This is a genomic window from Collinsella ihumii, from assembly GCF_030385545.1.
Lineage (GTDB): Bacteria > Actinomycetota > Coriobacteriia > Coriobacteriales > Coriobacteriaceae > Collinsella > Collinsella ihumii.
The window spans coordinates 287,805-314,572 of record NZ_JAUEIQ010000002.1; the positions used below are offsets into that span (position 1 = coordinate 287,805).

Consider the following 26,768-nt stretch of genomic DNA (forward strand, 5'->3'; position numbering starts at 1 on the left):
GCGCCCGAAGGAGCGGTAGAAAAAGGGGCACGGCCTCGTGGCCGTGCCCCCCTCGCTTGCGGTTGGCTGAACCGGATGTTCCGGGCGCTACTCGTTGTCGCCGGCGGTCATCTGGGTCGCGGAAAGCTCGCCGTCGGTCGCGGCGGCGGCGTCGGGCCAGACCCAGTTGGTGAAGTCGGGGTGATCGTAGCCCTCGTCCACGGCGAAGCGGAACGCCTCCTCGCGGAAGTCCTCCCACGTCTGGATCTGATCGGCGTACTTGTCGGCGTCGACCAGGCGCAGCGCGTCGGACGCAAGCTCCCAGCGATCCATGTTGTTGAGGCGCAGCATGTCGTACGGGGTGGTCGTGGAGCCCTTCTCCTCGTAGCCGTGCACGCGGAAGCTCTTGACGCCCGGACGATCCCACAGGATGCGGTGGATGGTGCCCTCGTAAGCATGGAAGCAGAAGAGCACGGGCTTGTTCTCGTCACCGAAGAACTCGACGAAGCGCTCGTCGGAGATGGCCTGGTCGTTGTCGGCGACGCTCTGGATCTTGAGCAGGTCGACGACGTTCACGAACCACACCTTGACGCCGAGCTTGCGCAGCAGGTCGGTGGCGGCCAGGGCCTCCATGGTGGGGACGTCGCCGCACGAGGCGATCACGAGGTCGGCGTCCTCGAGGCTATCGGCGGTGCAGGCCCAATCCCACACGGCCAGGCCCTCTTCGAGCTCGGCCTTGGCCTCGTCGACCGTCACGAAGGTCGGCGCGGGCTGCTTGCCGCAGAAGATGGCGTTCACGCAGTTGGTGGACTGGTAGCAACGCTCGGCGACGGCCAGGGCCATGTTGGCGTCGCACGGATAGTAGGCGTTCACGACGTGGGTGTCGTTGGCCTTGTTGAGCAGCAGGTCGATGAAGCCGGGGTCCTGGTGGGAGAAGCCGTTGTGGTCCTGACGCCACACGTGGCTGGACAGCAGGATGTTCAGGCCGGCGATGGGCTCGCGCCACGGGATCTCGCGGACGGTGGCCTCGAGCCACTTGCAGTGCTGGTTGACCATGGAGTCGACCACGTGCACGAAGCTCTCGTAGGTGCTCCACACGCCGTGACGGCCGGTGAGCAGGTAGGCCTCGAGGAAGCCCTCGCACTGGTGCTCGGAGAGCTGCTCGATCACCTTGCCGGAGGTGGCCAGCAGGTCGTCGTTGTCGGCGTCGGCGTGATAGCCGGCCTCCCACTGCTTCTTGGTCACCTTGTAGGCGTCCTGCAGGCGGTTCGAAGCGGTCTCGTCGGGGCCGAAGATGCGGAAATCGTCATTAGCGGCGAGCACGTCGGCGGTGTAGGCGCCGAAGACGCGCGCGGCCTCGGTGGAGCCCCAGCCGTGACCCTTCTCGGCGACCGGCACCTCATGGGCATGGATGTCGGGCAGGGTGAGCGGCTGACGGACCTTGCCGCCGTTGGCGTTGGGGTTGGCACCGATGCGCAGGTCGCCCTTGGGCATGAAGGCCGTCACCTCGGGGCGAATCTGGCCCTCCGGCGTGAAGAGCTCCTCGGGCATGTAGGAGCGCAGCCAGGCGCGCAGGACGCGGAAGTGCTCGTGGGTGTCCTTGGCGCTCGCCAGGGGCACCTGGTGGGCACGCCAGGAGTCCTCGGTCTTCTTGCCGTCGATGTGCTTGGGGCACGTCCAGCCCTTGGGCGTGCGGAAGATGATCATCGGGTAGACCGGGCGGGTCTCGACGCCGGTCTCAGCCTTGGTCTTGATGTCGCAGATCTCGTTGAAGACCTCCTCGAGGAGGGTGGCGAAGCGAGCGTGGATCGACATGTGCGGCTCGTTGTCGAAGCCGGCCATGAAGAAGTGCGGCTTGTAGCCCATGCCCTCGAAGAACTTGGTGAGCTCCTCATCGGAGATGCGGGCGAGGATGGTGGGGTTGGCGATCTTGTAGCCGTTGAGGTGCAGGATCGGCAGCACGATGCCGTCGGTCTTGGGGTTCACGAGCTTGTTGGACTGCCAGGAGGTGGCGAGCGCCGCGGTCTCGGCCTCGCCGTCGCCCACAACGGCCACGGCCAGCAGGCTCGGGTTGTCCATCACGGCGCCGTAGGCGTGGGACAGGGTGTAGCCGAGCTCGCCGCCCTCGTGGATGGAACCGGGGGTCTCGGGAGCGAAGTGGCTGGGGATACCGCCGGGGTAAGAGAACTGGCGGAAGAACTTCTGCAGACCGGCCTCGTCATCGGTGATGTCGGGACGGATCTCGCGATAGGTGCCGTCGAGCAGGGACTGAGCGGTGCCCGCAGGGCCGCCGTGACCAGGGCCCATCAGGAAGATGGCGTTCTGCTGGTGATCGGCGATCAGGCGGTTCACGTGGCCGAACAGGAAGTTCACGCCCGGAGTGGTGCCCCAGTGGCCGACGAGACGGTGCTTGACGTCGGGACGACCGAAATCACGGGTCTCACCGGTCTTCTCGTCCACCCAGTCCTTCTTCATAAGGGGGTTGGAACGGAGGTAGATCTGACCGACCGAGAGGTAGTTGGCGCAGCGCCAATACTTCTCAACACCCTCGAGGGTCTCAGCGCTCACCGGGGCGTTGAGCTTCTTCCACGGAGTTCCGATCACGGGTTGGGACATTGCTCCTCCTTTTTTATCACGCCGGGCGGGATGCCCGCCGATTAGGTATCAAACCTCGGATGCGGACGGATGCGAGCCGCAGTAAGCGCTCAGCGCAGGCAGGGGTTCCGCGCAGTGTGCAAATCCCAGAAGTTGGATGGAGCCTCTGGAATCTACCGGGTTGCACCCGTCCAGCACATCCAAGGCCAGTATAGTTGCTAAAACGTTTTACCATTACGACAAATCGTTTTATCTTTCGGAAAAGTTTATATCAAGGTGCGGTAAGCATCGCCTTGGGACAGCCAAAACGGACTGTCTTCGAACAGCCCCTCTCGGACCTATCGCCTATTATCGCCCGTACCTGCAAAAACGGTGCTTTGCGCCATGGCAGTGGACCGACCCATTCCATGAAGTGTTCGAACAATATGCGCAGCACGAGCAAAAGGCGCGCCGCATACGTCGCAGCCCTTCTCCGTTCCTTCATATCTCATGCCGCTCACCGGCCAAAACATACCGTTCGCGCAGCCGAGACGAAGGGTGGGGGCAGATACCCTACTTCGCAGAGGCCACGCTTTCCTTGATGACCAGCTGAGGCTTGAGCACGCGCTCGACCGGATCGACGGCGGGGTTCGCCAGACGGCGCATCATCAGGCCCACCGCATGCATCGACAGTTCGCCGACGTTCTGCTCGATCGAGGTCAGCGCGGGCTCGAACAGCGCATCGGCGGCGCTGTTGTCGTAGCTCACCATCGAGTAGTCGCGCGGGATGCGCTTCCCCTTCTCATGCATGCGCTTCAGCAGGCCGAGCGCGATGTTGTCCGAGCTCGCGAACACGGCGGTCGCATCGCTGTCGAGCACCTCGGTGCACGCTTCGTATGCGCTGGAGATGTAGTACTCGCTCTCCACCACGAGCGACAGGTCCGTCTCGAGACCCGACTCGCGCAGCGCGCGCAGATAGCCCAGCAGACGCTTGCGACCGGTCAGGGTCTTGGAGGCGTTCACCACGCAGGCGATCCGACGATGCCCCATCTGCAGCAGGTAGCGCGTCGCCATGTAGCCGCCCAGCTCGTGGTCGAACATGACCTTGTCGCAGGTGAACTCGTTCACCACGCGGTCGACCATCACGCACGGAACCGGCAGGTTGCTCAGCTCCTCAAGCAGCGTCGCATTGTCGGACACCTCATCGGAGACTACGAGAAACAGGCCATCGACACCGCGCGTGACCAGCAGGTTGAGCAACTCGACGTCGTTCTCGGGAATCCCGTCCGAATTGGTGATGAACAATGCGTACCCTTCGGCACGGCACCGCTGCTCCAGATTCTTGGCGAGCGAGGAGAAGAACCGGCTTTCGATGTTGGGGACGATGAGGCCGAGGGTCTTTGATTGGCGCGTGACCAGACTCCGCGCGATCTGGTTGGGAATATAGTGCTCGCGCGCCGCCACCTCTTTGATGCGGCGGCGATTCTCCTCGGAGATGCGACACGGTCGGTTGTTGAGGACAAGCGAGACGGAGGCAGGCGACAGGCCCACCTCGTGCGCGATCTGCTTGAGCGTCACCTTCTTGGCCACAGCCTCTTCTCCTTTTGCCTCATGACCTTGGTGCGTTTATGCAATGGTGCGTATACCACGGCGCGTTCTCTATAATAGCCAGCATGATACGACGGAATGCGACAAAACGAAACACCCTATCGAGCCCGGGGCGCAGGGCGGCATGGTACGGCCTGCTCACCGCCCTTGCCCTGTGCGCGGGCTACCTGGAGGTCCTGGTGCCCCTGCCGGCGAGCGTTCCCGGCATCAAGCTGGGGCTGGGCAACGCCGTGGTCCTGTTCGCACTCGAGCGCATGGGCGCCCGTCCCGCCCTGTTCATCATGCTCGCCAAGGTGTTTTGCTCCATGCTGCTCTTCTCGACACCGCAGATGCTCGCGTTCAGCTTGGGCGGAGGCCTGCTCTCATGGGCTGTCATGGCCGCCGCCGTGCGCCTCGACCTGTTTTCCGAGGTGGGCGTGTCGGTTCTGGGCGGCGTGGCGCACAACGCGGGCCAGCTGCTGGTCGTGGCGGCGCTTCTGTCCCCCCAGGTCGCGCTCGTGAACGCGCCTGTGCTCGCCATCGCGGGCGTTGCGTGCGGACTGGCGATCGGGCTCATCCTGCGCGGCGTGCTCGCCGCCCTCCCGGAGGCGGGCCTCCGTGAATAGTCCGTCGTCATTCCCCTCTCGCCGCGCGCTGCTCGCAGGCGCGGGCATCGCGCTTGCCGGAAGCCTAACCTGCCTGCTGCCCGGATGCTCCGAAAGCGGCGGGTCGGTCGCGGTAGGCCCTGGAGAGGAGCCCGCGAGCGGCGGCACGTTCGCATTCGATACGTACTGCACGTTTTCTGTTTACGGCGACGATGCGGCGCTTTCAAAGCTGACGCAGGCGTGCGCCCGCTACGACAAGCTGTTCAACCTCTACAGCAGCGATTCGGACATCGCGCGCATCAACGCCGCCAAAGGCGCCGCCGTGGAGGTGGACCCCGCGACTGCGGACCTGGTCTCCCAGGCCCTGGCTTACTGCGCGGAGTTCGACGGGCTGTTCGACATCACCATCGGCGCCGTATCGACCCTATGGGACTTCGACGAGGGCGTGCGTCCTTCCGACGATGCGATTTCCGCCGCCCTCCCCCATGTGGGCTGGCGCGGCGTCCACGTGGACGAGGACGCCTGCACCGTGCAGCTCGACGACCCGCAGGCGCAACTCGACCTGGGAGGCATCGCCAAGGGCTATGTTGCCGACCGGCTCGTCGAGCTGCTGGAAGCCGAGACCTCGGCCACCGCCGCCATGATCTCCCTGGGCGGCAACATCGCGCTGTTCGGCACCAAGCCCGACAGAGAGCCCTGGCTCGTCGGCGTGCGCGACCCCAACGATCCCGGCGGCAGCACCGTCGTCGGCACCGCCTCGCTTGCCGAACCGACCTCCCTGGTGACCAGCGGGCTATACGAGCGCACCTTCGAGCAGGACGGCGTGACCTACTGGCACATCCTGGACCCGAATACGGGCATGCCCGTCTCCACCGACGTCGACAGCGTCACGGTTGCCTGCCCCTCCTCCACCTTGGCTGACACGCTTTCGACCACGCTCTTCGTTGCCGGCAGCGATCGTGGGCGCCAGATCGCCGACGAACGCGACGACGTCGCCGCGTATTTCATCCTGCACGACGGAACCGCCGTCGAAAGCAGCCGATGGGACGTCATCACCTCGTTTGCCAGCTGATCTTCTGGATTGCGTAAAGCGCGCTTCGCGGGCTTCCGCGCGACGGGCTGGCGGAGGCGGACCGTATGGACACGCCTCGACCTTGAATCTGGATCCAGTGGAGGCTCGCGAGCCTCCACTGGGTGCAAAGCCATGTCCACGCGACTGCTTATGATGCCACTCGATTCGAACACATGATCGATTGAGGAGGTTGCCGTGGCCGGATTCCCACATCGTGCATCGCTTGCCGGGAGGTGCGGCATTCCCGCAGAACGGGAGCGCATCTACATTCGCGTGGACATGGCGGCAGGGTCACCAGGGCCCGGTGATCACGATGCGCACCCCGTGCGCCTGCATTGGCCCGACGGCAGATGGTGGAACATCGAAAGCGTCTACAGCGTACGGAGCTTCGGTAGAGCAGAATTCGGCAACCTCTGCGTCAAGTGGACCGTCTGCATCCGCCGTACACCCAAAGTGATCTGGTGGGAACGGGGAAGGTGGTTCGTGGCCAAGCGCAGCGGCATGGCACTGCGGTTATAAATGCACGTTGGGGACGTACCTTCTGCGTGCACTTTTGCCTGCCGCACGCCGCCGCTCACCAATCAAAATGACCCCTCGCCGATAGACTTTTGCCGCACCCAAAAACATCCGCCACCAGCATATAAGGTCTCAAGTAGAGAGGGGTTGTCCCCCTCGCAAAGGGTCGGGAGGTACTTATGTATACGAATGTTTGGCAGCCCTCCGGGCTGTCCCAGCACGCGTCGCGGCGATGGTGGCGGGTGGTGATGGCACTCATGGCAAGCCTCGCGCTCGTGCTTGCCCTGAGCCCTCATGCCGCCTTTGCCGATGGATGCAACGTGAACCCGGTAAGCCAGGAGGACATCTTGGACTATGCCGAGCGAAATAACATCGACCTCGACGAGCTCACGAGCAAATCCGTCAGCTATTCCGTGCAGCCAGATGTCGACACTCCGCCGTATGCCGCCGGAAGCCTTTCGGACGAAACGCTCAACGACGCGCTCAAGGTCCTCAACTTTGTGCGCTACATCGCGGGCGTCCCAAGCAATGTCACGCTGAACGCCAGCTATAACAAACAGGCGCAGGCAGCAGCGCTCGTCAACAGCCTGAACGGAGCACTGTCGCACAGCCCGGCAAAGCCCGCCGGCATATCCGATGCCCTCTACGACCTTGGGTATGAAGGAGCCGGCAGTTCAAATATCGGAGCAGGCTACAAAAATCCCGCCGACTCGATCGTCCGGGGTTACCTGCGCGACGAGGATTCGGGCAATATCGACCGCGTAGGCCACCGTCGCTGGGTGCTCAATCCGCCCATGAAACAGGTGGGCTTTGGATATGCCCCGGGCAACGGGTGGAATTACACCGCCATGTACGCCTTCGACAGAACTGGCTCCTCAAGCTGCACGAACGTCGCTTGGCCCGCGCAGAACATGCCGGTCGAGCTCTTCCAGAACGACGATCCGTGGAGCCTGAACGTGGGCAGCGAGGTATCGGAAAGCAAAACGACCGTCACCCTCACCCGCCAGCGTGATGGCAAGGAATGGAAGTTTAGCAGCGGGTCAAAAGATGGCTACTTCCACGTCGACAACGGTTGGTACGGAATGGTCGGCGCCATCATCTTCAGGCCCAACGGTATTTCTTACAATCCGGGCGACAGCTTCACCGTGCGCATCACGGGAGCCACTTCTTCCCCCATTGAGTATCAGGTGAACTTCTTCAGCCTGGAGGGCGGGAGCTCGCAACCACCGGTAACGACCCCTGCGACCATCGACGGTCGCGACTCCTTTACCAAGACGTTTGGCGACGCGGACTTCAGCCTCAACCAGTCGATCTCCAGCGGCCAGACCCTGCGCTACTATACAAGCGATACGTCCGTCATCGGCCTATACGGTGATGAGGTCAGCGTCCGCGGCGCCGGCACGGCAACCATCACCGTAACGGCGCAGGCCAACGATCGGTATCCCGAAGCCACGAAAACCATCACCGTAACGGTCAAGAAAGCCGAGGCGACGGTCAGGGCGAACGACCTAACCATGCGTTCCGGCGAAAAAAAGCCAACGCTCACGGCCAGTGTCACCGGCGAGGTCAGCTCCGATCGAATCAACTACTCGCTGTCCTGCAACCCGAGCAACAAGGTCGGCACGTACCCCATCGTCGTAAAGCTTGGCAGCAATCCCAACTATGATGTGACCGCTATAAACGGCACGCTCACCGTCACCGCCGGCACCGGTCCAACCATCAACGGATCAAACTCCTACACCAGAACCTTCGGCGACGGCGATTTCAAGCTTGACGCCAAGGCAACCAACGGCTCGACCCTTACATACACATCCAGCAACCCATCTGTCGTCACCGTTTCGAGCATGGGCTATGTAACCGTGCATGGGGCGGGAACTGCAACGATTACGGCGAAGACGCAGGCGACCGATTCCGCCGCCAGCTCAAGCAAGACCATTTCGATCACCATCAGCAAGGCCAAGGCGACAGTCACCGCACAAGACAAAACCATGGGCGTGGGCGGCAAGATGCCCGAGCTCACCGCCACGGTCGCTGGCCAGCTTTCGAGCTATCCGGTGAAATACACCCTGTCTTGCGACGCCAACACCGCCGCCACGGGGATCTACACCATCAAGGTGAACCTCGGCTCCAACCCCAACTATGACGTGACCGCTGTCAACGGCACGCTCACCGTCACGGCCAAGAAGACGGCGTCCATCGCCGGCAGCAATTCGTTTACCAAGACGTTTGGCAACGCCGACTTCTCGCTCGGCGCCTCGATATCCAGCGGGCAGAAACTAACCTATAGCTCGAGCAACACGGACGTCGTCACCGTCTCGAGCAACGGCACGGTGAGTATCAAGGGGGCGGGCAACGCCACCATCACCATCACGGCGCAGGAAAGTGACACGCATGCAAAGGCGACCAAGCAGGTTGCCGTCACCGTCGCCAAGGCAAAGGCGACCATCACGGTAGACAACAAGACCATGAAGCCGGGCGACCAGCGTCCGCCGCTGACCGCAAAGGTCACCGGCGAGGTTGCGGGAAAGAAAATCGACTACAGTCTGTCGTGCGTCTGGAGCGGCACAGAGGGAACCTATCCCATCGAAGTGAAGCTCGGGGTCAATCCCGATTACGACGTGACCGTCGTGAACGGCACGCTCACCGTTTCCAAGAACGGCGCAGACAAACCTGAGCAGCCGGAAGATCCCGATACCCCCAGCACGCCGGTCACGGGCGGCTTCCCCGATGTCGACCCAACGGACTGGTACGCCACCGAGGAGGTTCTCGGCTACGTCCTCGAGCACGGGCTGATGCACGGCTACGACGACGGAACCTTCGGCCCGTATGTTTCCATCACGCGCGGCCAGGTGGCGTGCGTCCTGTGGAACATGGCCGGCTCGCCGAATGCAAACTCCGAGTCGTTCAGCGACGTGGACTACAGCCAGTACTACGGAGGCGCCATCCGTTGGGCACGCGCGCACGCGGTCATCAACGGATACGGCAACAACACCTTCGATCCCGAAAAGCCCGTCACGCGCGAAGAGCTGTGCGCCATGCTCGCAAACTATGCCAAGGAGATCGGCGGGGTCACCGTGGCCTCCAATGGTCAGGCGCTCGACACCATCAACGGGGCCAGCGAGGTCGCCGACTGGGCTCGGACCTCGGTCTCTTGGGCGGTCGACCAGGGCATCATCAGCGGAGAGGTTGACAACGGCGTCGCCTACGTCAACCCGAGCGGAGATGCCTGGCGCTGCGCCGCTGCCAAGATGTTCAGCGTCCTGCATCGCGACGTACTGCACCTCGGATAACCGGGAGGAGATGCGGGAGGTATAAGGTGCCCCGGCGGAAAATCATACCGCCGGGGCATTTTTATATGACTCTTCGCTAGATAAAAAAACGTGCGAAAAACCAACCGCCGAAAAGCCATCAAGGAACATCCAGATGACATGGGGCGTCAAATATACTGCTATGAGAGGAAAACGGAGCAACGCGGGCGAGCAGAATCGATAAAGGCGCAAGATGTCTTTTCGAATCGTATCGTCCGGAATTATGAATACCCGCGGTGACAAGGAGTGATCTGTTTGAAAGCAACGCCGATCGTAGTAGCAACCCTAACAGCCTGTTTGGCATCACCAACTATTGCCATGGCAGTAGAAGACGAACCGCAGGCGTCGCAAACCTCCCTCGTCTCGCAAAGCAATGGGATGACGGTAGAGGCAGTCGACGAGCTCGCCTCCCAATATAAACCGGAAGTGAACGACCGTGTGCTTTACAAGCTAAAGATCTCCGGCGATAAGGAGGACTTTAGCTATTCGATTGACATCCCCGGCTATCTCGAAGGCAGATCAATCACTATCTACATTGAGAATTCCGATGGAACGCGGGCCACTCTGATGCGTTCCGTGCCCAGCCCTGATTCCAACTCAGAAGTCTCAACCATCGAAATTAGTCAACCGGTACATGGCTCCCTGCTGCTAACGGTAGTCGTCGACATGTGGGATTTGAACAATATGCCGAGCAATAGCCTGGTCAACGGCATTTCCCCACTTACACTGAAAAGCCTCTACGATGGCTTCACACGAAACCACACCTATAGCCTTGCCTCAATCTCGGATGACAAAGCCCAGGTGGATATCGTGGCGGGCAGCAATCAGGCGCACGACGGAACCGCATCGGTCAAACCGGTCTCCATTCAAGATGGAGACTACATAGAATATCCCAGGAATTACGCTTTGCCCACGAATGGGGGCCTCCACCTTGGGTCATACCTTTTCTCATTCCGAGAAGTGCTTGAGGACGAATTTGAAAACCCAGCTGTCACCGGATTCAAGTTCCAGATCGATAAAACGTATGCCGGAATGAGGGCGACCGCGTACATTGGAGGGAGCACACTCGAATCGGATAATTTAAACTGGAGCAACGCGGTTCACAAGCTCATCGTCGGTCAAGACGGCACGTTCACCATCCCTTACGGCGACATTGTTCAATACACGGAAGATGGGACCGTAAATGCATTCGAGCTCAGAACGCTAACGAACAATGCCGAGCTGGAAGGTAGATGCGACGGGGTCATTGCAATCAATATTGAACCCGTCGAACGATTCCAGAGCGGTGCGACTGTCGATTTCTGCGGCCACGACTCAATTATTCGGACAACAGAGGGCGCTGAAATCTCCCTAGCCGATTCTGACTTCAATCTGGCTGTCGATTACTTCAGCGAATTGTCACCAGCTTTCATAGGCAATAAGGTAGAAGGGCTTATGGGTGGGTTCATCCTGAATACCGCGGTCTTCGGAGATGCGAGTTCTGGGAATATCGACTATAAGATCGATCTCGGTAAACAATACGCGAACCGAACTGCATCGGTCTATATAACTGATGACTATGTCGGATCCGTCAAGGAAATCAGGACATATAGAGCAGATGAAACGGGGGCCTTCACGTTTAGCGATAAGTTCACGGATATGGAGAAAGACCCTGGTAGCGACGGATATTACATGGGAACTTATCGCCGCTGTTTCGGGATAGCCGTCGAACCCGCCGGCACCGTCTCCATCGCCGGCGCCACGGTCTCCGAGATCCCCGACCAGACCTGGACCGGGTCGCCCGCAACACCCAGGCCCACCGTCGAGCTCGACGGGAAGGTCCTCACGGAGGGAACCGACTACGAGCTCTCCTACGAGGACAACGACGCGCCGGGCACCGCGTCGGTCACCATCACCGGCAAGGGCGCCTACTCCGGCAGCATCAGGGTCGAATTCGAGATCGTGGAGCGGGGCGGGGACCCGAGCGGCCCGATGGACCCCTCCGACCCCGACAAGCCTGACAATCCTTCCGACCCCAACGAGCCCGCGCCGTCCTTCCCGGACGTCCCCGAGGGGACCTGGTACCACGATGCCGTCACGAGGGCCGCGCAGCTCGGCGTCATGAACGGCTACTCGGGGAGCGGCCTGTTCGGCCCGCTCGACTGGCTCACCCGCGAGCAGGCAGCGGCGGTCATGTTCAACTACCTGGGCGAAGGGAACCTCGCCGCGCCGCCCGCCCCGCACAGGGACGTCCTGAACGACTGGTACACCGACGCGGTCAACTGGGCGGTGGCCGAGGGCGTCATGGGCGGGTACGCCGGGAGCGACCTGTTCGGGATCGGCCGGACCCTCACGCGTGAGGAGTTCTGCGCCGTCATCGCCAACGCTGCGGGCGCGGACCTGGACGCGGCCGACACGTCAGCCCTCGACCGGTTCGCCGACGGCAACTCCGTGTCCGGCTGGGCGCGCCCCGCGGTCGCATGGGCCGTCGAGGCCGGGATCATGAACGGCGTGGAGATGGAAGACGGCTCGCGCGAGCTGCAGGCCACCCGCGGCCTCGTCAGGGCGGAGATGGCCGCCATGACCGTGAGCGCCATCGATGCCGGCGTGCTCGGAAAATAGCTACAGCCGAATAGATCAAGCCATCGGGCCCCGGGAGTGAGTTCCGTTAACCGCTCTCGGGGCATATGTATGCATAGAGATCATCATAGGTCACTCGCTTAATTTGCGGGGAGAATCACTTTGCCGTCCTAATCCCACTTGAGAGCAAGCTTTATCGAGTTTGCAGTCATCCCAGACACCTCGAGGCAAAAATCATATGAGCTCGATCAAAGGATCCTTATGGCGCTTGTGAAGGTGCTATTGATAACGCGTTCTCACGTCCACCAACTCATGCCACCTGCCGTCAAAATGTTCACAGACGTTTTTTACGGCATCATCGTCCGACAAACCACGTGCCATCAACTTGCCTCTTCGAGTCAAAGCTCGCAGATACTCAAATCGAGACGAGGGACGCCGTCAAACCTTGTGCAGACATGTCTGTGCCAAGTTTGGCAATCAAGGCTCAAATCAGGACGAGCCTCACCGTGTTCCATCCCCTGCTTTTCCACGAACAATCTCTCTTGCCTCCTCAATCGTATAGCACCTTGAACTACCCATATCGCGCAGCTTACTGTGGATGAGCGCATGGCAGTTGGGGCAAACAGGAACAAGGTCCTTCTCCGGATCCGTTTGTGTCGAGCCCCTTTCAGAAAGCATCTCGCTAAGCGGTCGCAGGTGATGAACCTGAATAACCCCGGCAACACCCCAACTCTCCACAGGGTCGAAGCCACAGACAACACATCGTGTGCCCTTAAGCTCAAGGCAACGCTGTCGGGCCTCAGGGCTCCTGAGCTGCTCTTTGCGTAATGACTCTATAAGGCAGCTCGACTCCTCATAGGAATCCCTCGCCAGCTTCTCCGCGACAACGTCCTTAACGCCGGAAAAGACGCGACCAATCCCATAGAAATCGAGGATTCTCTGCCAATCACCACAAGCCCTGACTAAAGCAAGCTCCTTTGAGGCGAGCTCGTCATCGGAAAGCCCCGCATCCTCGGGGTGTCTGCTTCGGTGCATCGAGGCAAACCCTACGCCCGGCTTCATCCCTTGCTTCCGTACGACTATTACGGGCAAGCAAGGAAGCCCGAGTTCGTCGCAGGAAACCTGGTTCTGCCAAGAGGCGCATCGAAGGTTCTCCAAGGATCGGGCTCCGGTATCGAGAATCTTTTCACCATTCTCTTAGCGAGATCTCCATAGGTAATGGAGCTCGGAGACCTCTCTAACCAGGCGATTAGTGTGTCAACGACCATTGCATCAAAGCGCTCGTCACCGCTCGGGATAAATCCGCTCATATCGAATCTCCGAAATTCTTCGTGCAGAGCCCAGACGGACGAGCCCCTTTCTCATCATCGTCGCCAAAACTCAACGCTGTAGACCATTTCAACGATATGATACATTTTCGCAGTCTCAGAACAGAAAACCATTATCTTCACCATGCGCGTCGACGAACACCGCGCTTTCAAAAAGACCTTCGAACGTGCTGCGCAACCGGCGCGCGTCTCTCGGATTCTGCGCGCTGCACACCCGAGACCTTTGACCATAAGAATGGAAGATACGCTTCCCCAGTGTTCAATCCATTACTGAGCAATAGCCTGATTTGGCAACGCCAATCAGCTCGAATGACGTTGCCAAATCGGGCTATTGCTCAGAAGGATAAATGCGGGCAAGAATGACCAGACAGCGGGATGGGGAATAGGTTCGGGGGAGCAAAAACAGAAATCGGATTTCACCCCTAATTTGCCCCAGCCACCACTTTATCGCTCAACAGAAAAACAGGTCAGAAGCCAATATGACCTCTGACCTGCGATAATTCTGGTGCCCCCGGCCCGATTCGAACGGGCGACACCCGCTTTAGGAGAGCGGTGCTCTATCCCCTGAGCTACGGAGGCAAGTAGTACGATTCTAGCAGAACGGAAGCGCGCCCGCGCGAGACGGGCAACCTTCATCGATGCAGCACGGCTAGAGCAGTCGGTTCGACGCGTCTTTCCGGGCGCGGACGGCGAACACGGCTCCTACCAGCGCGAGGATCGCGAACACGAAGAAGACCGACATGAACGCCCCTGCGACGAGGAACAGGGCGGCGGCAGCGCCGTTCGCGATGGCCAGAATTGCGCACAGCACGGTGTAGGGCTTCAGCTTGCCGGGATTGTTGGCGCCGAGTGCACCGCTCACGCCGCCCACGAGGAACAGGATACTGCAGACTACCACGAGCACCGCACTCGCGCGCACGTAGACCTGGCCCTGCTCGAAGCCCTCGATAACAGGTGCGGTCATCCACTGGTACACGCCATAGACAATGCCGACGACGCCCATCGCCAGCATGATGAGCGAGATGATCTTGACGGTCTTGCACAGAGATGACATGGTTCCCCTTTCCGTTGTCGCATCGCCCCAGATTGTATCAGGGCGCAGACGCAAACGGAGCTAAGCCCTACACCGCGCGGTGGGCAGATTCCGGGTTCCCGAATGCGCACGGTGGGGAAACCGCACCACAAAGCCGCAGGAAAGCAGGGGTTATTATTTCTTGAAAATGAATTTGGTATCAATCCGAGAAATACGAACGGAAAACGGCCATATCTGACAAGCCTGTGACCTGCGGTTCTTTTGCTCAGCCGTTTCCAAAGGCCCCGGAAGGCGCCTCCAATCTGCCCTAAAGCGACCCTTCTTGCCCGCGAGTTGATACCAAATTCAAAACGAAGCGCCCACTCCCCTTGGTAAAACCTTTTATCAAAGTGCGGTTTTGCACGCGGACGAACACAACGCCCCCGCACCCAAAAAAAGCACCGCCCCGCGTGCGGCGAGCAACGCGGGGCGGCATCCAACATCTCTAGTCCCACGGATCCCGCTCGAACAGCGGCTCCGGATCCGGCCTACGGTCCGAGTAGGGATCGTAGCCGTCATCGTCCTCGTTCTCCGCACGGATGAACGGGTCCTTGGGATCGCGCCTCTTATCGTCCTTCTTGCGCGTATCGGTCTTCGGCATCATCGCGCCCCTTTCCTCATGGAGGGAATCCGCATGCCATTGTACCGTCGGAGCACGTTAATCCCAGTTGATGTAGACGATCGGCTTGATCAGGTCGCGCGGCTTCTCATCCATGACCTTGAACGCGTCCTCGATCTTGTCGAAGCCCTCGTACTTGTAGTTGAGCATCTTCCCAGGATGCACGCGGCCGGCGCGAATCACGTTCAGCAGCTGCTGGATGCGATATGCGCCGCCAGGGCAGAAGCCGCACTTCAGGGAAACATCAGACATGCCGAGACCCCACTGATAGGTCGGGATCTGGAACGAATCGGTCACGTCGTAGAAATTGATGGTGGAAACCGTGCCGCCCGGACGGGTAAGGGCGAGCGCCTGGTTCACGCTCGTCGCGCTGCCGCCGGCGATGATGCACGCATCGACCTGACCTTCCAGGGCGAGTATCTGCTCGACGACGTCGCCCTCCTTGTAGCTCACGATGTCGGTCGCACCGTATTCGCGCGCAAGCTCCGCGCAATTGGGACGCGTGCCGATGCCGATGATGCGGCCGGCACCGCGCAGCGTGGCGCCCGCGATGGCCATCAGGCCGACCGGGCCGATGCCGAACACCACGACCGAATCTCCGAACTTGATATCGGCGAGCTCCGCGCCGTAAAAGCCGGTCGACATCATATCGACCGTCATGAGGGCGTCTTCGACCGATACGTCCTCGGGCATGTGAACGAGGTTGGCATCGGCGTTGTTTACGGTGAAGAACTCGGCGAAGATGCCATCCTTGCTTCCGAGGAACTTGAAGCTCTGCATCAGCCCGAAATCGTGCGCATTGTTGGAATCGCGACGCTGTAGCTGCGGTGCCTCCCAGTCGGGCGTGCAGCAGGGAACCACCACGCGATCGCCCGGCTTGAAGCTGCGAACGAGCTCGCCCGCCTCGACGACCTCGCCCAGGGCCTCATGACCGAGGATGAGATTCTGCTTGGGTCCCGAGCCGCCGTGCATGGCATGCGTATCGCTGGAGCACGGAGCCACCGCGATCGGCCTCAAAAGCGCATCGAGCGGGCCGATCGTCGGCTTCTCCTTCTCCATCCAGCCAGGCTGGTTGACATCGATCATTCCGTAACCGCGCATGTCGGCCCCTTTCACGACGATGCGCCGTGCCCTCAGACCGGCGCATGCTTGCACATGGTTTCACCCTACCCGGCTTCTTTGCGACTATGCGAAGCGGCACGCCGTCGCGCTCATGGCGTCGGCAAATGGCCCGGCGAGGCGGGTATCCGGAGATCGAGGGTACGGTATAGGCACGCGGCTCCATCGAGAGTACGGCATAGGCACGTTTTGAGTCTGAAAACGTGCCTATGCCGTACTCTCGGCAAAGCAGCGTGCCTATGCCGTACTCTCGATTCGGGCGACGACATGAAACGCCCCCGGGCGGCACACAAGGCCGCCCGGGGGCGCAACGTCACCCATCTGTCCTGTCAAACCCTACGCTACCGGCTCGTCAGGAACCTCGTAGGTCGGGGTCGGGCCGGTGGCATCGGCGACGACGTAGAACGCGCCGTCGGTGTCCACATCGATCTGGATGGTGTCGCCCTCGCCCACACGGCCGTCGATGATGGCCTCGGCGATGGTGTCCACCACCTCGGTCTGGATGAGGCGCTTCAGCGGGCGGGCGCCAAAGACCGGATCGAGACCGCCCACCGCAAGCATCTGCTTGGCCGCCGGCGTGATCTCGAGCGTCATGCGCTCCTTGGCCAGACGGTTGCGAACGTCGGCGAGCTGGATGTCCACGATCTTGTCGATCTGGGCCATGCCGAGCGGATGGAACACGACGATGTCGTCGATACGGTTCAGGAACTCGGGTCTGAACGTCTGGCGCATCGCCTCGTCGACCTCGCGCTTCATGGCCTCATCGTCCTTGCCGGACAGCTCGGCGATCGCAGCGGAGCCCACGTTGGACGTCATGATGATGATCGTGTTCTTGAACGACACCTGACGCCCCTGGCCATCGGTCAGACGGCCGTCGTCGAGCACCTGCAGCAGGATGTTGAAGACATCGGGATGGGCCTTCTCCATCTCGTCGAGCAGGATCACGCTGTACGGACGCCTGCGCACGGCCTCGGTGAGCTGGCCGCCCTCGTCGTAGCCGACGTATCCGGGAGGCGCGCCGATCAGGCGCTGGACCGAGAACTTCTCCATGTACTCGGACATGTCGATGCGCACGAGCGCGCGCTCGTCGTCGAACAGGCAGGTCGCCAGCGCTTTGGCGAGCTCGGTCTTGCCGACGCCGGTGGGACCGAGGAAGAAGAAGCTGCCGATGGGCTTGTCGGGGTCCGCCAGGCCGGCACGGCTGCGGCGCACGGCCGCGGCGACGGCGGTGACGGCCTCGTCCTGCCCGATGACACGCTTGTGCAGCTCGCCCTCGAGATCGCGGAGCTTCTCCATCTCGCCCTGCATCATCTTGGACACCGGCACGCCCGTCCACGCGGACACGACCTCGGCGATCTCGTCCGAGGTGACCTGCTCCTGCAGGCCTCCTTCGGTCTTCTGCGCCTCGATCTCGGCCTCGCCGTCTTTGACCTGCTGTTCCAGGTTCGGAATGATCGAGAAGCGCAGCTCCGATGCGCGGGCGAGATCGCCGTCGCGCGTGGCGCGCTCCTCCTCGCTCTTGGCCTGGTCGAGCTGGCCCTTGAGATCCTGCACGCGGTCGATGGCGTTCTTCTGGTTGAGCCAGCCCGCCTTCTGGACGTTCAGCTTCTCCTGTACCTCGGCGATCTCCTGACGCAAGGCCTCCAGACGCTCCTTGGAAGCGTCGTCGGTCTCCTTCATGAGCGCCTGCTCCTCGATCTGCATCTGCGTGAGCTTGCGCTGCGTCTGGTCGATCTCGACCGGCATGGAATCGAGCTCCATGCGCAGACGGCTCGCCGCCTCATCCACCAGGTCGATGGCCTTGTCGGGCAGGAAGCGGTCGGCGATATAGCGATCGGAGAGGTCGGCGGCCGCCACGAGCGCGCCGTCGGTGATATGCACGCCGTGGAAAATCTCGTACTTCTCCTTCAGGCCGCGCAGGATGGAAATGGTGTCCTCCACGCTCGGCTCGCCCACCATGACCGTCTGGAAACGACGGGCGAGGGCCGCGTCCTTCTCGATGTACTTGCGGTACTCGTCGAGCGTGGTGGCGCCGATGGCGTGCAGGTCTCCACGGGCAAGCGCGGGCTTCAAGATGTTGCCCGCATCCATGGAGCCCTCAGTCGCGCCGGCGCCCACGATGGTGTGCAGCTCATCGATGAACAGGATGACCTTGCCCTGCGCCTTCTCGACCTCCTTCAGCACGGCCTTCAAGCGGTCCTCGAACTCGCCGCGGTACTTGGCGCCTGCCACCAGCGCGCTCATGTCGAGCTCGATGAGGTCGCGGTCGCGCAGCGTGCTGGGGACGTCGCCCGCCACGATGCGCTGGGCGATGCCCTCAACGATAGCGGTCTTGCCCACGCCGGGCTCGCCGATCAGCACGGGGTTGTTCTTGGTGCGACGGGAAAGCACCTGGATGGTGCGGCGAATCTCGTCGGTTCGGCCAATCACCGGGTCGAGCTTTCCGGCGCGCGCAAGGTCGCAGATGTTGCGGCCGTACTGCTCCAGCGCCTCGAACTGCGTCTTGTCCTCAGCGGTCTTGACGCGGTCGTCACCTCGGAGCTCCTGATAGACCTCCTCGATGCGCTCGGGCGTCACGCCGCCGCTCTTGAGCACACGTCCGGCCTCGCCTTTGTCCTCGGCGAGCGCCATCAGCAGGTGCTCGGTCACCACGAAGTTGTCCTGCATCTTGGTGGCGCGCTTCTCGGCGCGCTCGAGCGTGCGCACCAGGTCGCGCGAAAGCCCCATCTCGGCACCGTCGCCCGAGACCTTCGGCTGCCGGTCGATGGCCTCCTGCGCGGCGCGGGAGAGCTGTGCGGGATCGGCCCCGATGCGCTCGATGATGACCGAGATGTTGCGCTCACCACCCGTGAGCAGCGCGGCGAGCAGGTGGATGGGCTCCACGGCCCCCGCCTGCGCATCGCTCGCGATGCCCATGGCCGTCTGCAGCGCCTCGCGCGACGTCACGGCAAGCTTATCGATTCTCATATGCCTCACCTCTCTTGGGGTGTTGCCGCCCTGCGGGGCGGCATTCATCTGTTCGAAAGGTATTGTTACCGCTTTCGCGTCGCTCTATACAGAAATCTAAGTCTACATACATAAGATTTTCTTAGTGCGCAACTACCAATGGGCAGAGACAAAAGCATTTCGCATGAAACAGCGCCGGAAGAGAACCGGCCCGTAGGCAACGAGACGGCGCGCGCTCGACACAACGTGCCGGACGCGCACTAAAACAGCCAGGGCCCCTCGAAGGGTAATAAGCTACAGGCCGAAGTGATCCGCGATGATTCCCATGCGCTCGGACTGGGCCACCCCGAACGGGCAGCGGCTGTCGCAATGACCGCAGCCGATGCACTCGCCCGCATGGTGCTCGAGGTTGCGGTAGTGCTCCGCCGCGAGCTCATCGCCCACAAGGGCCAGATCGTAGTACTTGTTGACCAGGCCGATCTGGATGCCCGCCGGGCACGGCTGGCAGTGGTTGCAGTACACGCAGCGGGCCTCGCGCGACTGCGGCGCCATGTCGGCGAGCACGGAGTAGTCGCGCTCCTCGGGCGTCGCGTCGAGGTACGACAGCAGTTCGCGCAGGTCGGCCTCTCCGCGCACGCCGGGCAGCACCGTGAGCACGCCCGGCCGGTCGAGCGCGTACTGGATGCACTGCGTCCGCGTGAGCGCGCGACTGAACGGCGACTGCGCCGCGTCGAGCAGCTGGCCGCCCGCAAACGGCTTCATCACGCTCACGCCCACTCCGGCGCGCTCGAACTCCTGCAGCAGGGCCATGCGGTCCGACGCCTCGCCCCGCCCGTACTCGGACTCATCGGTGTAGTCGTACATGGGGTTCAGGCTGAACATGGCCAGATCGAAGGCACCGGTCGCAAGCAGGCGCCGGGCGATATGCGGATTGTGCGTCGAGAACGCCAGATGGCGAATGGTCCCGTCCACATGGCGCGCCTGCGCGTAGTCCCAGATGCCGCCGTTCATGACGCGGTCCAGGTCGGCATCCTCGTCGATGCAGTGGATGAAGCCGAAATCCGCGTAGTCGGTGCCGATCGTCGCCAGGCGCCGCTCGAACTCCGCGATGGCGGGAGCCGCCTCGGTCGTCCAGCCGTATGCCCCGCTGCCGTAGAGCGCACCGATGTGCACCTGGATGCGCACCCGCTCGCGATGACGGCCCAGAACGCGGCCCATCGCCTCGAAGGGCGCGGACTCGCTCGGAATGAAATCGAAATGGTTGACGCCTGCGTCGATAGCGGCATCGTAGGTGCGCTCGACCTCCGCAGCGTCGGCGTTGTGGATGCTCGCCGATCCCAAGCCGATCACGCTGATCTTCTCGCCGCCATGCGGCAACACGCGATATTCCATGGAAAGCTCCTCTGATCGATATACAGCGCGTCGTCATTATCGACCTTGAAGTGAACTTCAAGGCAACAGCCATGTTGCGCCGCGGCCGGCACGAGATGCTATGCCGCATCCCCCTCGCCTACATGAGCGCAACGCAGGCGGAAGACGGTGAACAGCACGCCGAGCGCCAGGCAGGGCAGCGTGCCGAGCACGGACAGCTGCGTGCCCCCTGCGGTGATGAGCGCGCCGCACACGCTCGTGCCCACCGTCGTGCCGAGATTCGTCGCCGTAAGGAACATGCCGTTGGCGAAGTCGGGGGCCTCGGGCGCGGAACGGCTCACCATATACTGGTCGGTCGTGTTGGCAACGCCCACGGCGACGCCAAGGGCGATAAGGACCGCCGAGGCGGCAATGAGCGCATTGCCCGCGAGGTAGAGCGCCACATACAGCACGGCAAGCGCAATCGGCCCCATGACCATGACCGCACGCGGAGAAACGCCGAGCGCACGGCCCGCCGCCATGTTGCCCACGATGTTCGCCAGGCCGTAGACGAGCAGACCGCCGCTTACGAGCGCCGCGCCCATACCGACCGCGCTGCCCAGATAGTCGGACAGGTAGCTGTAGAACCCGAACATGGCAGCGTTGATCGATGCCGCCGCGAGCAGCGAGGCGAGCACGACGGGCTTCTTCAAAATAGCGACCTGCCTGCCGTAGCTCATGGGCTTCTCCACCGGCATCGAGGGGACGAACGCGACCGTGAGCATGAGCGCCGCGACCGTCACGATGGCGAAAAACGCCATAGCGGCCGAAAGGTCGATCGAGCTCGCAAGCACGCCGGCAATGGGCGCCCCGACGACCATGCCCGCGGACACACCCACGAACACCTGCGCCGAATTCCTGGCGCGCTCCGCCGCCGTGTCTCCAGTCTGCTGCGCTACGGCCATTGCCATGGACACGTAGAGCGGATGGAACGCCGCCGGGATCACGCGAGCGGCGAGCAGCAGCTCGAAGGTGGGTGCAACCACCGAGAACAGATTGCACGCCGAGAAGACACCGAGCGCCAGCAGCATCACCGTCTTGCGGTTCATGCGCGAGAACAGCAACGGCATGGTGGGGCCGGCGATAGCGACGATGAGCGCGAACCCGCTCACAAGTATGCCGGCGTCGGGAACCGAGACGCCGAATCGCTCGGCCACGTACGGGATGACTCCCACGATGCCCATCTCGGTGTTCAGGATGCCGAACACGCCGAGCGTCAGGATGAGCACCAACAACCTGTTACTGATCCCTTTCACGTTGCCCGTTCACCTCCATGCGGTCACAAGCCGCACAATCGCCCAGTCCCTTCGCAATGAAAGGGTCTGACATGATGGATACTTATCGAAATGCGATGTGGCCCGCCGGTCGCTTCTCGCGTCAAGCGCGCTGTCGGCGACAGCAAGAAGGCCCGAAAAGACGGCGCGTTACCGACCGGCGGAGTCGAAAACGACCGTGCGCATATCACGCTGCCGCGAGCGGCCGCGCGCCGCCCCTACTCCCACGCCACGGTGACGGAACCGCTGCCGACCGCCTGCGCCAATCCCGACGGGTCGTCGATGCGGCCGATCCGCGTATAGCTGTAGCCGCTCGGGAACGTCTCGTAGAACAAGACGAGGCAGTCGCTGCCGAACAGCATGATATCGCCCGCCTGGATGGTACCCGGACGAGAAGAGCTCGTGGGCAGGTCCTCATCGAGGTAGCAGTACTTCTCGTTGCCGTTCAGCTCCGACATCGAAAGCGACAGCGGCAGCCGCTCCGCGAGCGCACGCGCCGCCTCGGTGTCCTCCAACGTCGCCGTATACGGCGTCCCGTTGATGGTAAGCGTGATGCTCTGCACTGTCCGATCCCCTTCCTCATTCACCGCGCCCGTCCGCTCGTCATCGTCGGCCGCAGACGCCGCGCGCTGCGATGTCGGCAGCGGCGCTTCAGATGCAGACCCCGTCGCGCGCTCCTGCACGGATCCGCAACCGCCCAGGGAGAGAGCGGCGAGTATGAACACGACCGCCAAGGCGGCACGGATCCTCATGGAGCCCCACATTGATGTCCGATGCATAGACGCAACCTCCTCTCCCCAGTATTCTGCAAGCACTCTGAAGGTATTTCAAATACCTATATGTCATAGTCTTATATGCTGAAACTGTATAGTTTTCCTGGGGATATGCCTTTCGCACCATTCCGTATTCATTGCGAGCAGACGACGCGGGGGCGACCCGCCCTGCCGAGAGGAAGGGCCGGTGGGCCGCGGCAGCGACACGCCGCAGGCGCCTAGGCCGCTACGCGCTTTCCCGCAAAAACCGTCGTGACGGATTCTGCGGGAACAGCTCGGACGTTTTGCATAACGGCCAATACAGCATGGCTTTCCACCTCGTGGTTTCTCGTTCTGCTCGGATTAGTATGCATATTTCATTCGAGCTTTCCGCAAAAACCGTCGTGACATCGAGCATGGGTTGAAACGAACCCGTCCCCGAACAACCCATCATGGCAATTAAAAAAGATCGCTATCGCTGCAAGGATTCCGCGGCCCCAGTCGTGTTCATGATGACGGGAAGAAAGCCGACTGCGGATGCAGGCGGCCTAGAGAACCTAGAGAAAGGATCATCATGAGCGCTTCGGGCAAACATACCTCCGTAACAGGCGCCATCGTGGCAATCGCGGCAGCGGCGATACTCGGCACTGGGCTTATCGCCGCCATGCCCGCGCACGCGGCGAGCACCGCGGACGCGACTTCGGAAACAAGTCTGACGAGCAGCCTTGCGGCAGGATCGGGCGTGAAGACTTCGCGTCCCTCCTACATCGATGCCGACAGCGACGGCATATGCGACAACTGCGCGAATTCGGCATGCCGCAACCAGCGCGATCTCTGCAACAATAGGGGCGGGGGACGTGCGCGCACAGGGCATCATCTGCACAAAAACGGATGCACCGGACAGCACCGCGCGCATGCCCATTGCTAGAAAGCGAGCGTGCGCGCATGCGGGCATCGTCCGATATAGAGCAGGCAGTCCGCGCCTACGGCGATGCCGTCTGGCGCGCCTGTCTGCTCTATCTGCGCCCCGCGGACGCCGAGGACGCGTTTCAGGACACATTTCTCAAATACGCCCTGCACGACGCCCCGTTCAACGATGACGGCCACGTCAAAGCATGGCTGCTTCGCGTCGCTATCAACACCTGCAAAGACGTCCTCAAGGCGGCGCGGAACAACAACGAATCGGTCGACGAGATGGCCGAGCAGGGACGCGAGGGGGAACTGGGGGCCGCAGACGACCGCGCGGCCCTCGAGCTTGCCGAAGTGCTCAGGGCACTCGACTCCTTGGGAGATCCGCCCAAAACGCAGCTGTACCTGGCCCTGTACGAAGGCTATACCGCGCGCGAGATCTCCCAGATGACCGGCATGCCGGTGGGCACCGTGTACTCATGGATCTCACGCGGGAAGAAGCGGCTGAGGGAGGCCCTATCATGACCGACAAGCTTGAACAGCGCGTTCGAGGGGCCTTCGACGGCGCGCATATACCCGCAGGACTCGCCGAGCGAACGCTCGCGCGCATTGAAGCCGAACGCACGCGCCAGGCGGATGCCGCCGACGGCGCAGGCAACGGAAGCGCGACGGAGGCCTCCTCTTTTCATATCGTGACGGGAGCCGCCGGGACCCACGCGCGCCCCCGGCGTCGCCGTGTCCCCCTCGTCGCCGCGCTCGCTGCCTGCCTGGTGCTCGCAACGCTCGGCATCGGCGGCGTGGCATGGGCCTCGCAACCCTACGCCTACGTGGCCATCGACGTGAACCCCTCGATCGAGCTCGGCATCAACCGCTTCGATCGCGTGGCGAGCACGCGTGCCTACAACGATGACGGCGAGCAGCTGCTCGCGGCTGCCCAAGTCGAGGGCATGCCGTATCAAGACGCGATGGATGCGCTGGAAGACGAGCTCCAGGCCTATATCGCCGACGGGGCCACGGTGCAGATGACCGTGACCTGCGACGACGAGGCGCAGGCGGCCGCACTCGAGACGGTCGGCACGCGCTGCCTCGACTCAGCAGGAACCGGGCAGGTGAGCTGCGCGCACGCGAGCGAAGAGGAGCACCATGAGGCCGAGCTCGCCGGCATGGGCATAGGCAAATACCGCGTCTGGCAGGAGCTCGTCGACAGCGGCGTCGACATCTCCGTGGACGAGGCGAGCACTATGACCATGCGCAAGCTGCTCGATTGCGCCGATGCGGAAGACGTCGACATCTCCTCCGCCGCAGGCGGATGCTCAGACGAGGGCCATCGGCACGGCGATTCGGAAGAGTCGCAAAGCGCCTACACCGCCGAGAGCGGCGCCGGCCATCACGGGGAGCGCCGCTGCGGAAGATGACGGCGGCGCGAGGAGGCGAGCGGGGCGAAAGGGCCGCGCCATCGCCCTCTTACGCCTCGGTGATATCGATGCCGAAAAACTCCTGGGAGAGCTCCGACAGCGTTCCGTTCTCGCGCAGGGTGGCGATCGCCTCGTTCATGGCCGCGAGCAGGCTCGCAGTCGCCTCCTCGCGACGCAGCGGGAACGCAACGTGCGTGGGCTCGTCGTTTTCCGCCGCGATCTTCAGGTCCGCATCGGGATGCTGGGCCATGTAGTCGTAAAAGACGACCTCGTCGTTCAGCGTCGCGTCGATGCGGCCCGCCTCGAGCAGCTCGATGGTCTGGTTGAAGTCGTCCACGCCCGTGTTGGTCGCACCGTTGGCTTCGGCAAGGATCGCATAGCTCGAGCCGAGCGTGTTGGCCGTCGTCTTACCCGCCAGGTCCTCCATGGACGCGATGTCCGAGTCTCCCCGCGTGATGACCACGATGGTGTTGTAGGCATACGGGTCGGTGAAATCGTATTTCTCCTCGCGCTCCTCGGTGACCGAGACGCCGTTGGCCATCGTGTCGTAGCGACCGGAATCCAGGCCCGCAAGCAGGCCGTCCCACTCGCCCTCGGCAAAGCTCGCCTCGACGCCGAGCTCGGCAGCTATGGCGCGCGCCACCTCGATGTCGAAGCCGGTCAGGTCGCCGTCCTCGTCATGGAACGTCCAGGGGCTCCACGTACCCTCGGTGGCGAACGTCATCTCTCCGCGCTCCGTGATCTGCTCGAGCAGGTCGCCGCCCTCAGACCCGGTGGAGCCGGAAGCGCCATCACCGCCGCCGCTGCAGCCTGCAAGGCCGAGCATCGAGACGCCGGTGACCATCGACAGGAAACTTCGACGGGAAACCTTGTTATCCAACATTGCTATCGATTCCTTTCCATTCAGGTTTGGCACCTTGCAGTGAGCCGAAAGGGCCGACGCGGCCATCGCAGCCGCGAGCGTCGCCCCTCAGCCCTCGCCGCCCACCGTACGCAGAAACGCGCGCACGCGGTCGTTATCCGGATGCTCGAAAAACTCGGCCGACGGGGCCGCGGCCACCACCGAACCGCCCTCCATGAAGACGACGCGGTCCGCCACGTTGCGGGCGAACCCCATCTCGTGGGTGACCACGAGCATGGTCATGCCGTCCTCGGCGAGCCGGCGCATGGACCCGAGCACCTCGATGGTCAGCTCGGGGTCGAGCGCGCTGGTGGGCTCATCGAAGTAGATGATCTCCGGATCGGTCGCCATGGCGCGCGCGATGGCGACGCGCTGCTGCTGACCGCCGGAGAGCTGGATCGGGTAGGCGTCGGCGCGGTCTCCCATGCCGACGCGCTCGAGACAGTCCCGCGCGATCTTTTCTGCCTGAGCCCGCGGCATCTTGCGGGCAACGATAAGGCCCTCGGTCACATTGCCCAAAACGGTGCGGTTGCGAAAGAGGTTGTAGTTCTGGAACACGAATGCGGTCTTCTTGCGCACGGCTGCGACCTCGCGCTTGGTCGCATGCGCCAAATCGAAGCGCTCGCCACCCAGCGCAAGCGTACCCGCATCTGCACGCTCGAGGAAGTTCGCGCAGCGCAAAAGCGTCGTCTTGCCGGAGCCGGACGGCCCCAGGATGGCGACGACCTCGCCGCGATGCACCGTCAGGTCGATGCCGTGCAGCACCTCGACATCGCCGAAGGATTTGCGCACACCCTCGAGCGCCAGCATCTCTTGAGCCATG

18 protein-coding genes and 1 tRNA gene are annotated in these 26,768 nt (G+C 62.4%); 6 read left to right on the forward strand and 13 right to left on the reverse strand.

Annotated features, from left to right (window positions below):
- Positions 1-87 precede the first annotated feature (87 nt).
- Together QVN30_RS03495 and QVN30_RS03500 are read right to left on the reverse strand one after the other, a co-directional pair.
- Entirely contained in the window at positions 88-2,595 is a 2,508-nt protein-coding gene (locus QVN30_RS03495; protein ID WP_204565213.1) for a phosphoketolase family protein, read from the reverse strand.
- Between the two features lie 531 nt (positions 2,596-3,126).
- Positions 3,127-4,143, reverse strand: a complete 1,017-nt coding sequence (locus QVN30_RS03500; protein ID WP_289827197.1) for a LacI family DNA-binding transcriptional regulator — start codon at positions 4,141-4,143, stop codon at positions 3,127-3,129.
- An 83-nt stretch (positions 4,144-4,226) separates the two neighbouring features.
- Between QVN30_RS03500 and QVN30_RS03505 the strand changes: the two genes are divergently transcribed.
- The 4 genes from QVN30_RS03505 (at position 4,227) to QVN30_RS03520 (ending at position 12,242) form a co-directional block, all read left to right on the forward strand.
- A complete protein-coding gene (locus QVN30_RS03505; protein ID WP_289835490.1) occupies positions 4,227-4,766 on the forward strand; it encodes a Gx transporter family protein in 540 nt (179 codons plus the stop codon).
- A complete protein-coding gene (locus tag QVN30_RS03510; protein WP_289835491.1) occupies positions 4,759-5,817 on the forward strand; it encodes an FAD:protein FMN transferase in 1,059 nt (352 codons plus the stop codon). The genes QVN30_RS03505 and QVN30_RS03510 overlap by 8 nt, the downstream gene beginning before the upstream one ends.
- A 764-nt stretch (positions 5,818-6,581) precedes the next feature.
- The gene (locus tag QVN30_RS03515) at positions 6,582-9,623 is read left to right on the forward strand and encodes an MBG domain-containing protein (protein WP_289835492.1); all 3,042 of its coding nucleotides are present in this window, start codon (positions 6,582-6,584) and stop codon (positions 9,621-9,623) included.
- 273 nt (positions 9,624-9,896) lie between these two features.
- A complete protein-coding gene (locus tag QVN30_RS03520; RefSeq protein WP_289835493.1) occupies positions 9,897-12,242 on the forward strand; it encodes an S-layer homology domain-containing protein in 2,346 nt (781 codons plus the stop codon).
- A 459-nt stretch (positions 12,243-12,701) separates the two neighbouring features.
- Here the strand turns inward: QVN30_RS03520 and QVN30_RS03525 are convergent, their stop codons facing one another.
- From QVN30_RS03525 to QVN30_RS03565, 9 genes are all read right to left on the reverse strand, one after another.
- Positions 12,702-13,262, reverse strand: a complete 561-nt coding sequence (locus tag QVN30_RS03525) for an HNH endonuclease (protein ID WP_289835494.1) — start codon at positions 13,260-13,262, stop codon at positions 12,702-12,704.
- A 769-nt stretch (positions 13,263-14,031) separates the two neighbouring features.
- Positions 14,032-14,107: transfer RNA gene (locus QVN30_RS03530), tRNA-Arg, on the reverse strand.
- 70 nt (positions 14,108-14,177) lie between these two features.
- Complete coding sequence (locus QVN30_RS03535; protein ID WP_087201735.1) at positions 14,178-14,582, reverse strand: hypothetical protein; 405 nt, start codon at positions 14,580-14,582, stop codon at positions 14,178-14,180.
- A 463-nt stretch (positions 14,583-15,045) separates the two neighbouring features.
- A complete protein-coding gene (locus QVN30_RS03540; protein WP_289835495.1) occupies positions 15,046-15,201 on the reverse strand; it encodes a hypothetical protein in 156 nt (51 codons plus the stop codon).
- A 57-nt stretch (positions 15,202-15,258) separates the two neighbouring features.
- Positions 15,259-16,320 carry a zinc-binding dehydrogenase gene (locus tag QVN30_RS03545; RefSeq protein ID WP_289835496.1) on the reverse strand — a complete coding sequence of 354 codons (1,062 nt, stop codon included), beginning with the start codon at positions 16,318-16,320 and terminating at the stop codon, positions 15,259-15,261.
- 354 nt (positions 16,321-16,674) lie between these two features.
- Positions 16,675-19,305 (reverse strand): ATP-dependent chaperone ClpB, encoded by a 2,631-nt coding sequence (gene clpB / locus QVN30_RS03550; protein WP_204588478.1) that lies wholly within the window; start codon positions 19,303-19,305, stop codon positions 16,675-16,677.
- A gap of 273 nt (positions 19,306-19,578) precedes the next feature.
- On the reverse strand, positions 19,579-20,676 hold the full coding sequence (locus QVN30_RS03555) for an aldo/keto reductase (protein ID WP_289835497.1): 1,098 nt from the start codon (positions 20,674-20,676) through the stop codon (positions 19,579-19,581).
- Between the two features lie 98 nt (positions 20,677-20,774).
- Positions 20,775-21,950, reverse strand: coding sequence for an MFS transporter (locus QVN30_RS03560; protein WP_289835498.1), 1,176 nt, complete (start codon positions 21,948-21,950; stop codon positions 20,775-20,777).
- A gap of 236 nt (positions 21,951-22,186) precedes the next feature.
- Positions 22,187-22,747, reverse strand: a complete 561-nt coding sequence (locus QVN30_RS03565) for a cyclophilin-like fold protein (protein ID WP_289835499.1) — start codon at positions 22,745-22,747, stop codon at positions 22,187-22,189.
- A 918-nt stretch (positions 22,748-23,665) separates the two neighbouring features.
- On the opposite strand from QVN30_RS03565, the gene QVN30_RS03570 reads away from it, so the two are divergent.
- Complete coding sequence (locus QVN30_RS03570; RefSeq protein WP_289835500.1) at positions 23,666-24,154, forward strand: RNA polymerase sigma factor; 489 nt, start codon at positions 23,666-23,668, stop codon at positions 24,152-24,154.
- Positions 24,151-25,044 carry an anti-sigma-I factor RsgI family protein gene (locus QVN30_RS03575; protein ID WP_289835501.1) on the forward strand — a complete coding sequence of 298 codons (894 nt, stop codon included), beginning with the start codon at positions 24,151-24,153 and terminating at the stop codon, positions 25,042-25,044. The genes QVN30_RS03570 and QVN30_RS03575 overlap by 4 nt, the downstream gene beginning before the upstream one ends.
- 49 nt (positions 25,045-25,093) lie before the next feature.
- Here QVN30_RS03575 and QVN30_RS03580 read toward each other — a convergent pair whose 3' ends face one another.
- Together QVN30_RS03580 and QVN30_RS03585 are read right to left on the reverse strand one after the other, a co-directional pair.
- Positions 25,094-25,927 (reverse strand): transporter substrate-binding domain-containing protein, encoded by an 834-nt coding sequence (locus tag QVN30_RS03580; protein WP_204588485.1) that lies wholly within the window; start codon positions 25,925-25,927, stop codon positions 25,094-25,096.
- Positions 25,928-26,014: 87 nt separating this feature from the next.
- A complete protein-coding gene (locus tag QVN30_RS03585) occupies positions 26,015-26,767 on the reverse strand; it encodes an amino acid ABC transporter ATP-binding protein (protein ID WP_273339823.1) in 753 nt (250 codons plus the stop codon).
- Between the last annotated feature and the right edge of the window lies 1 nt (position 26,768).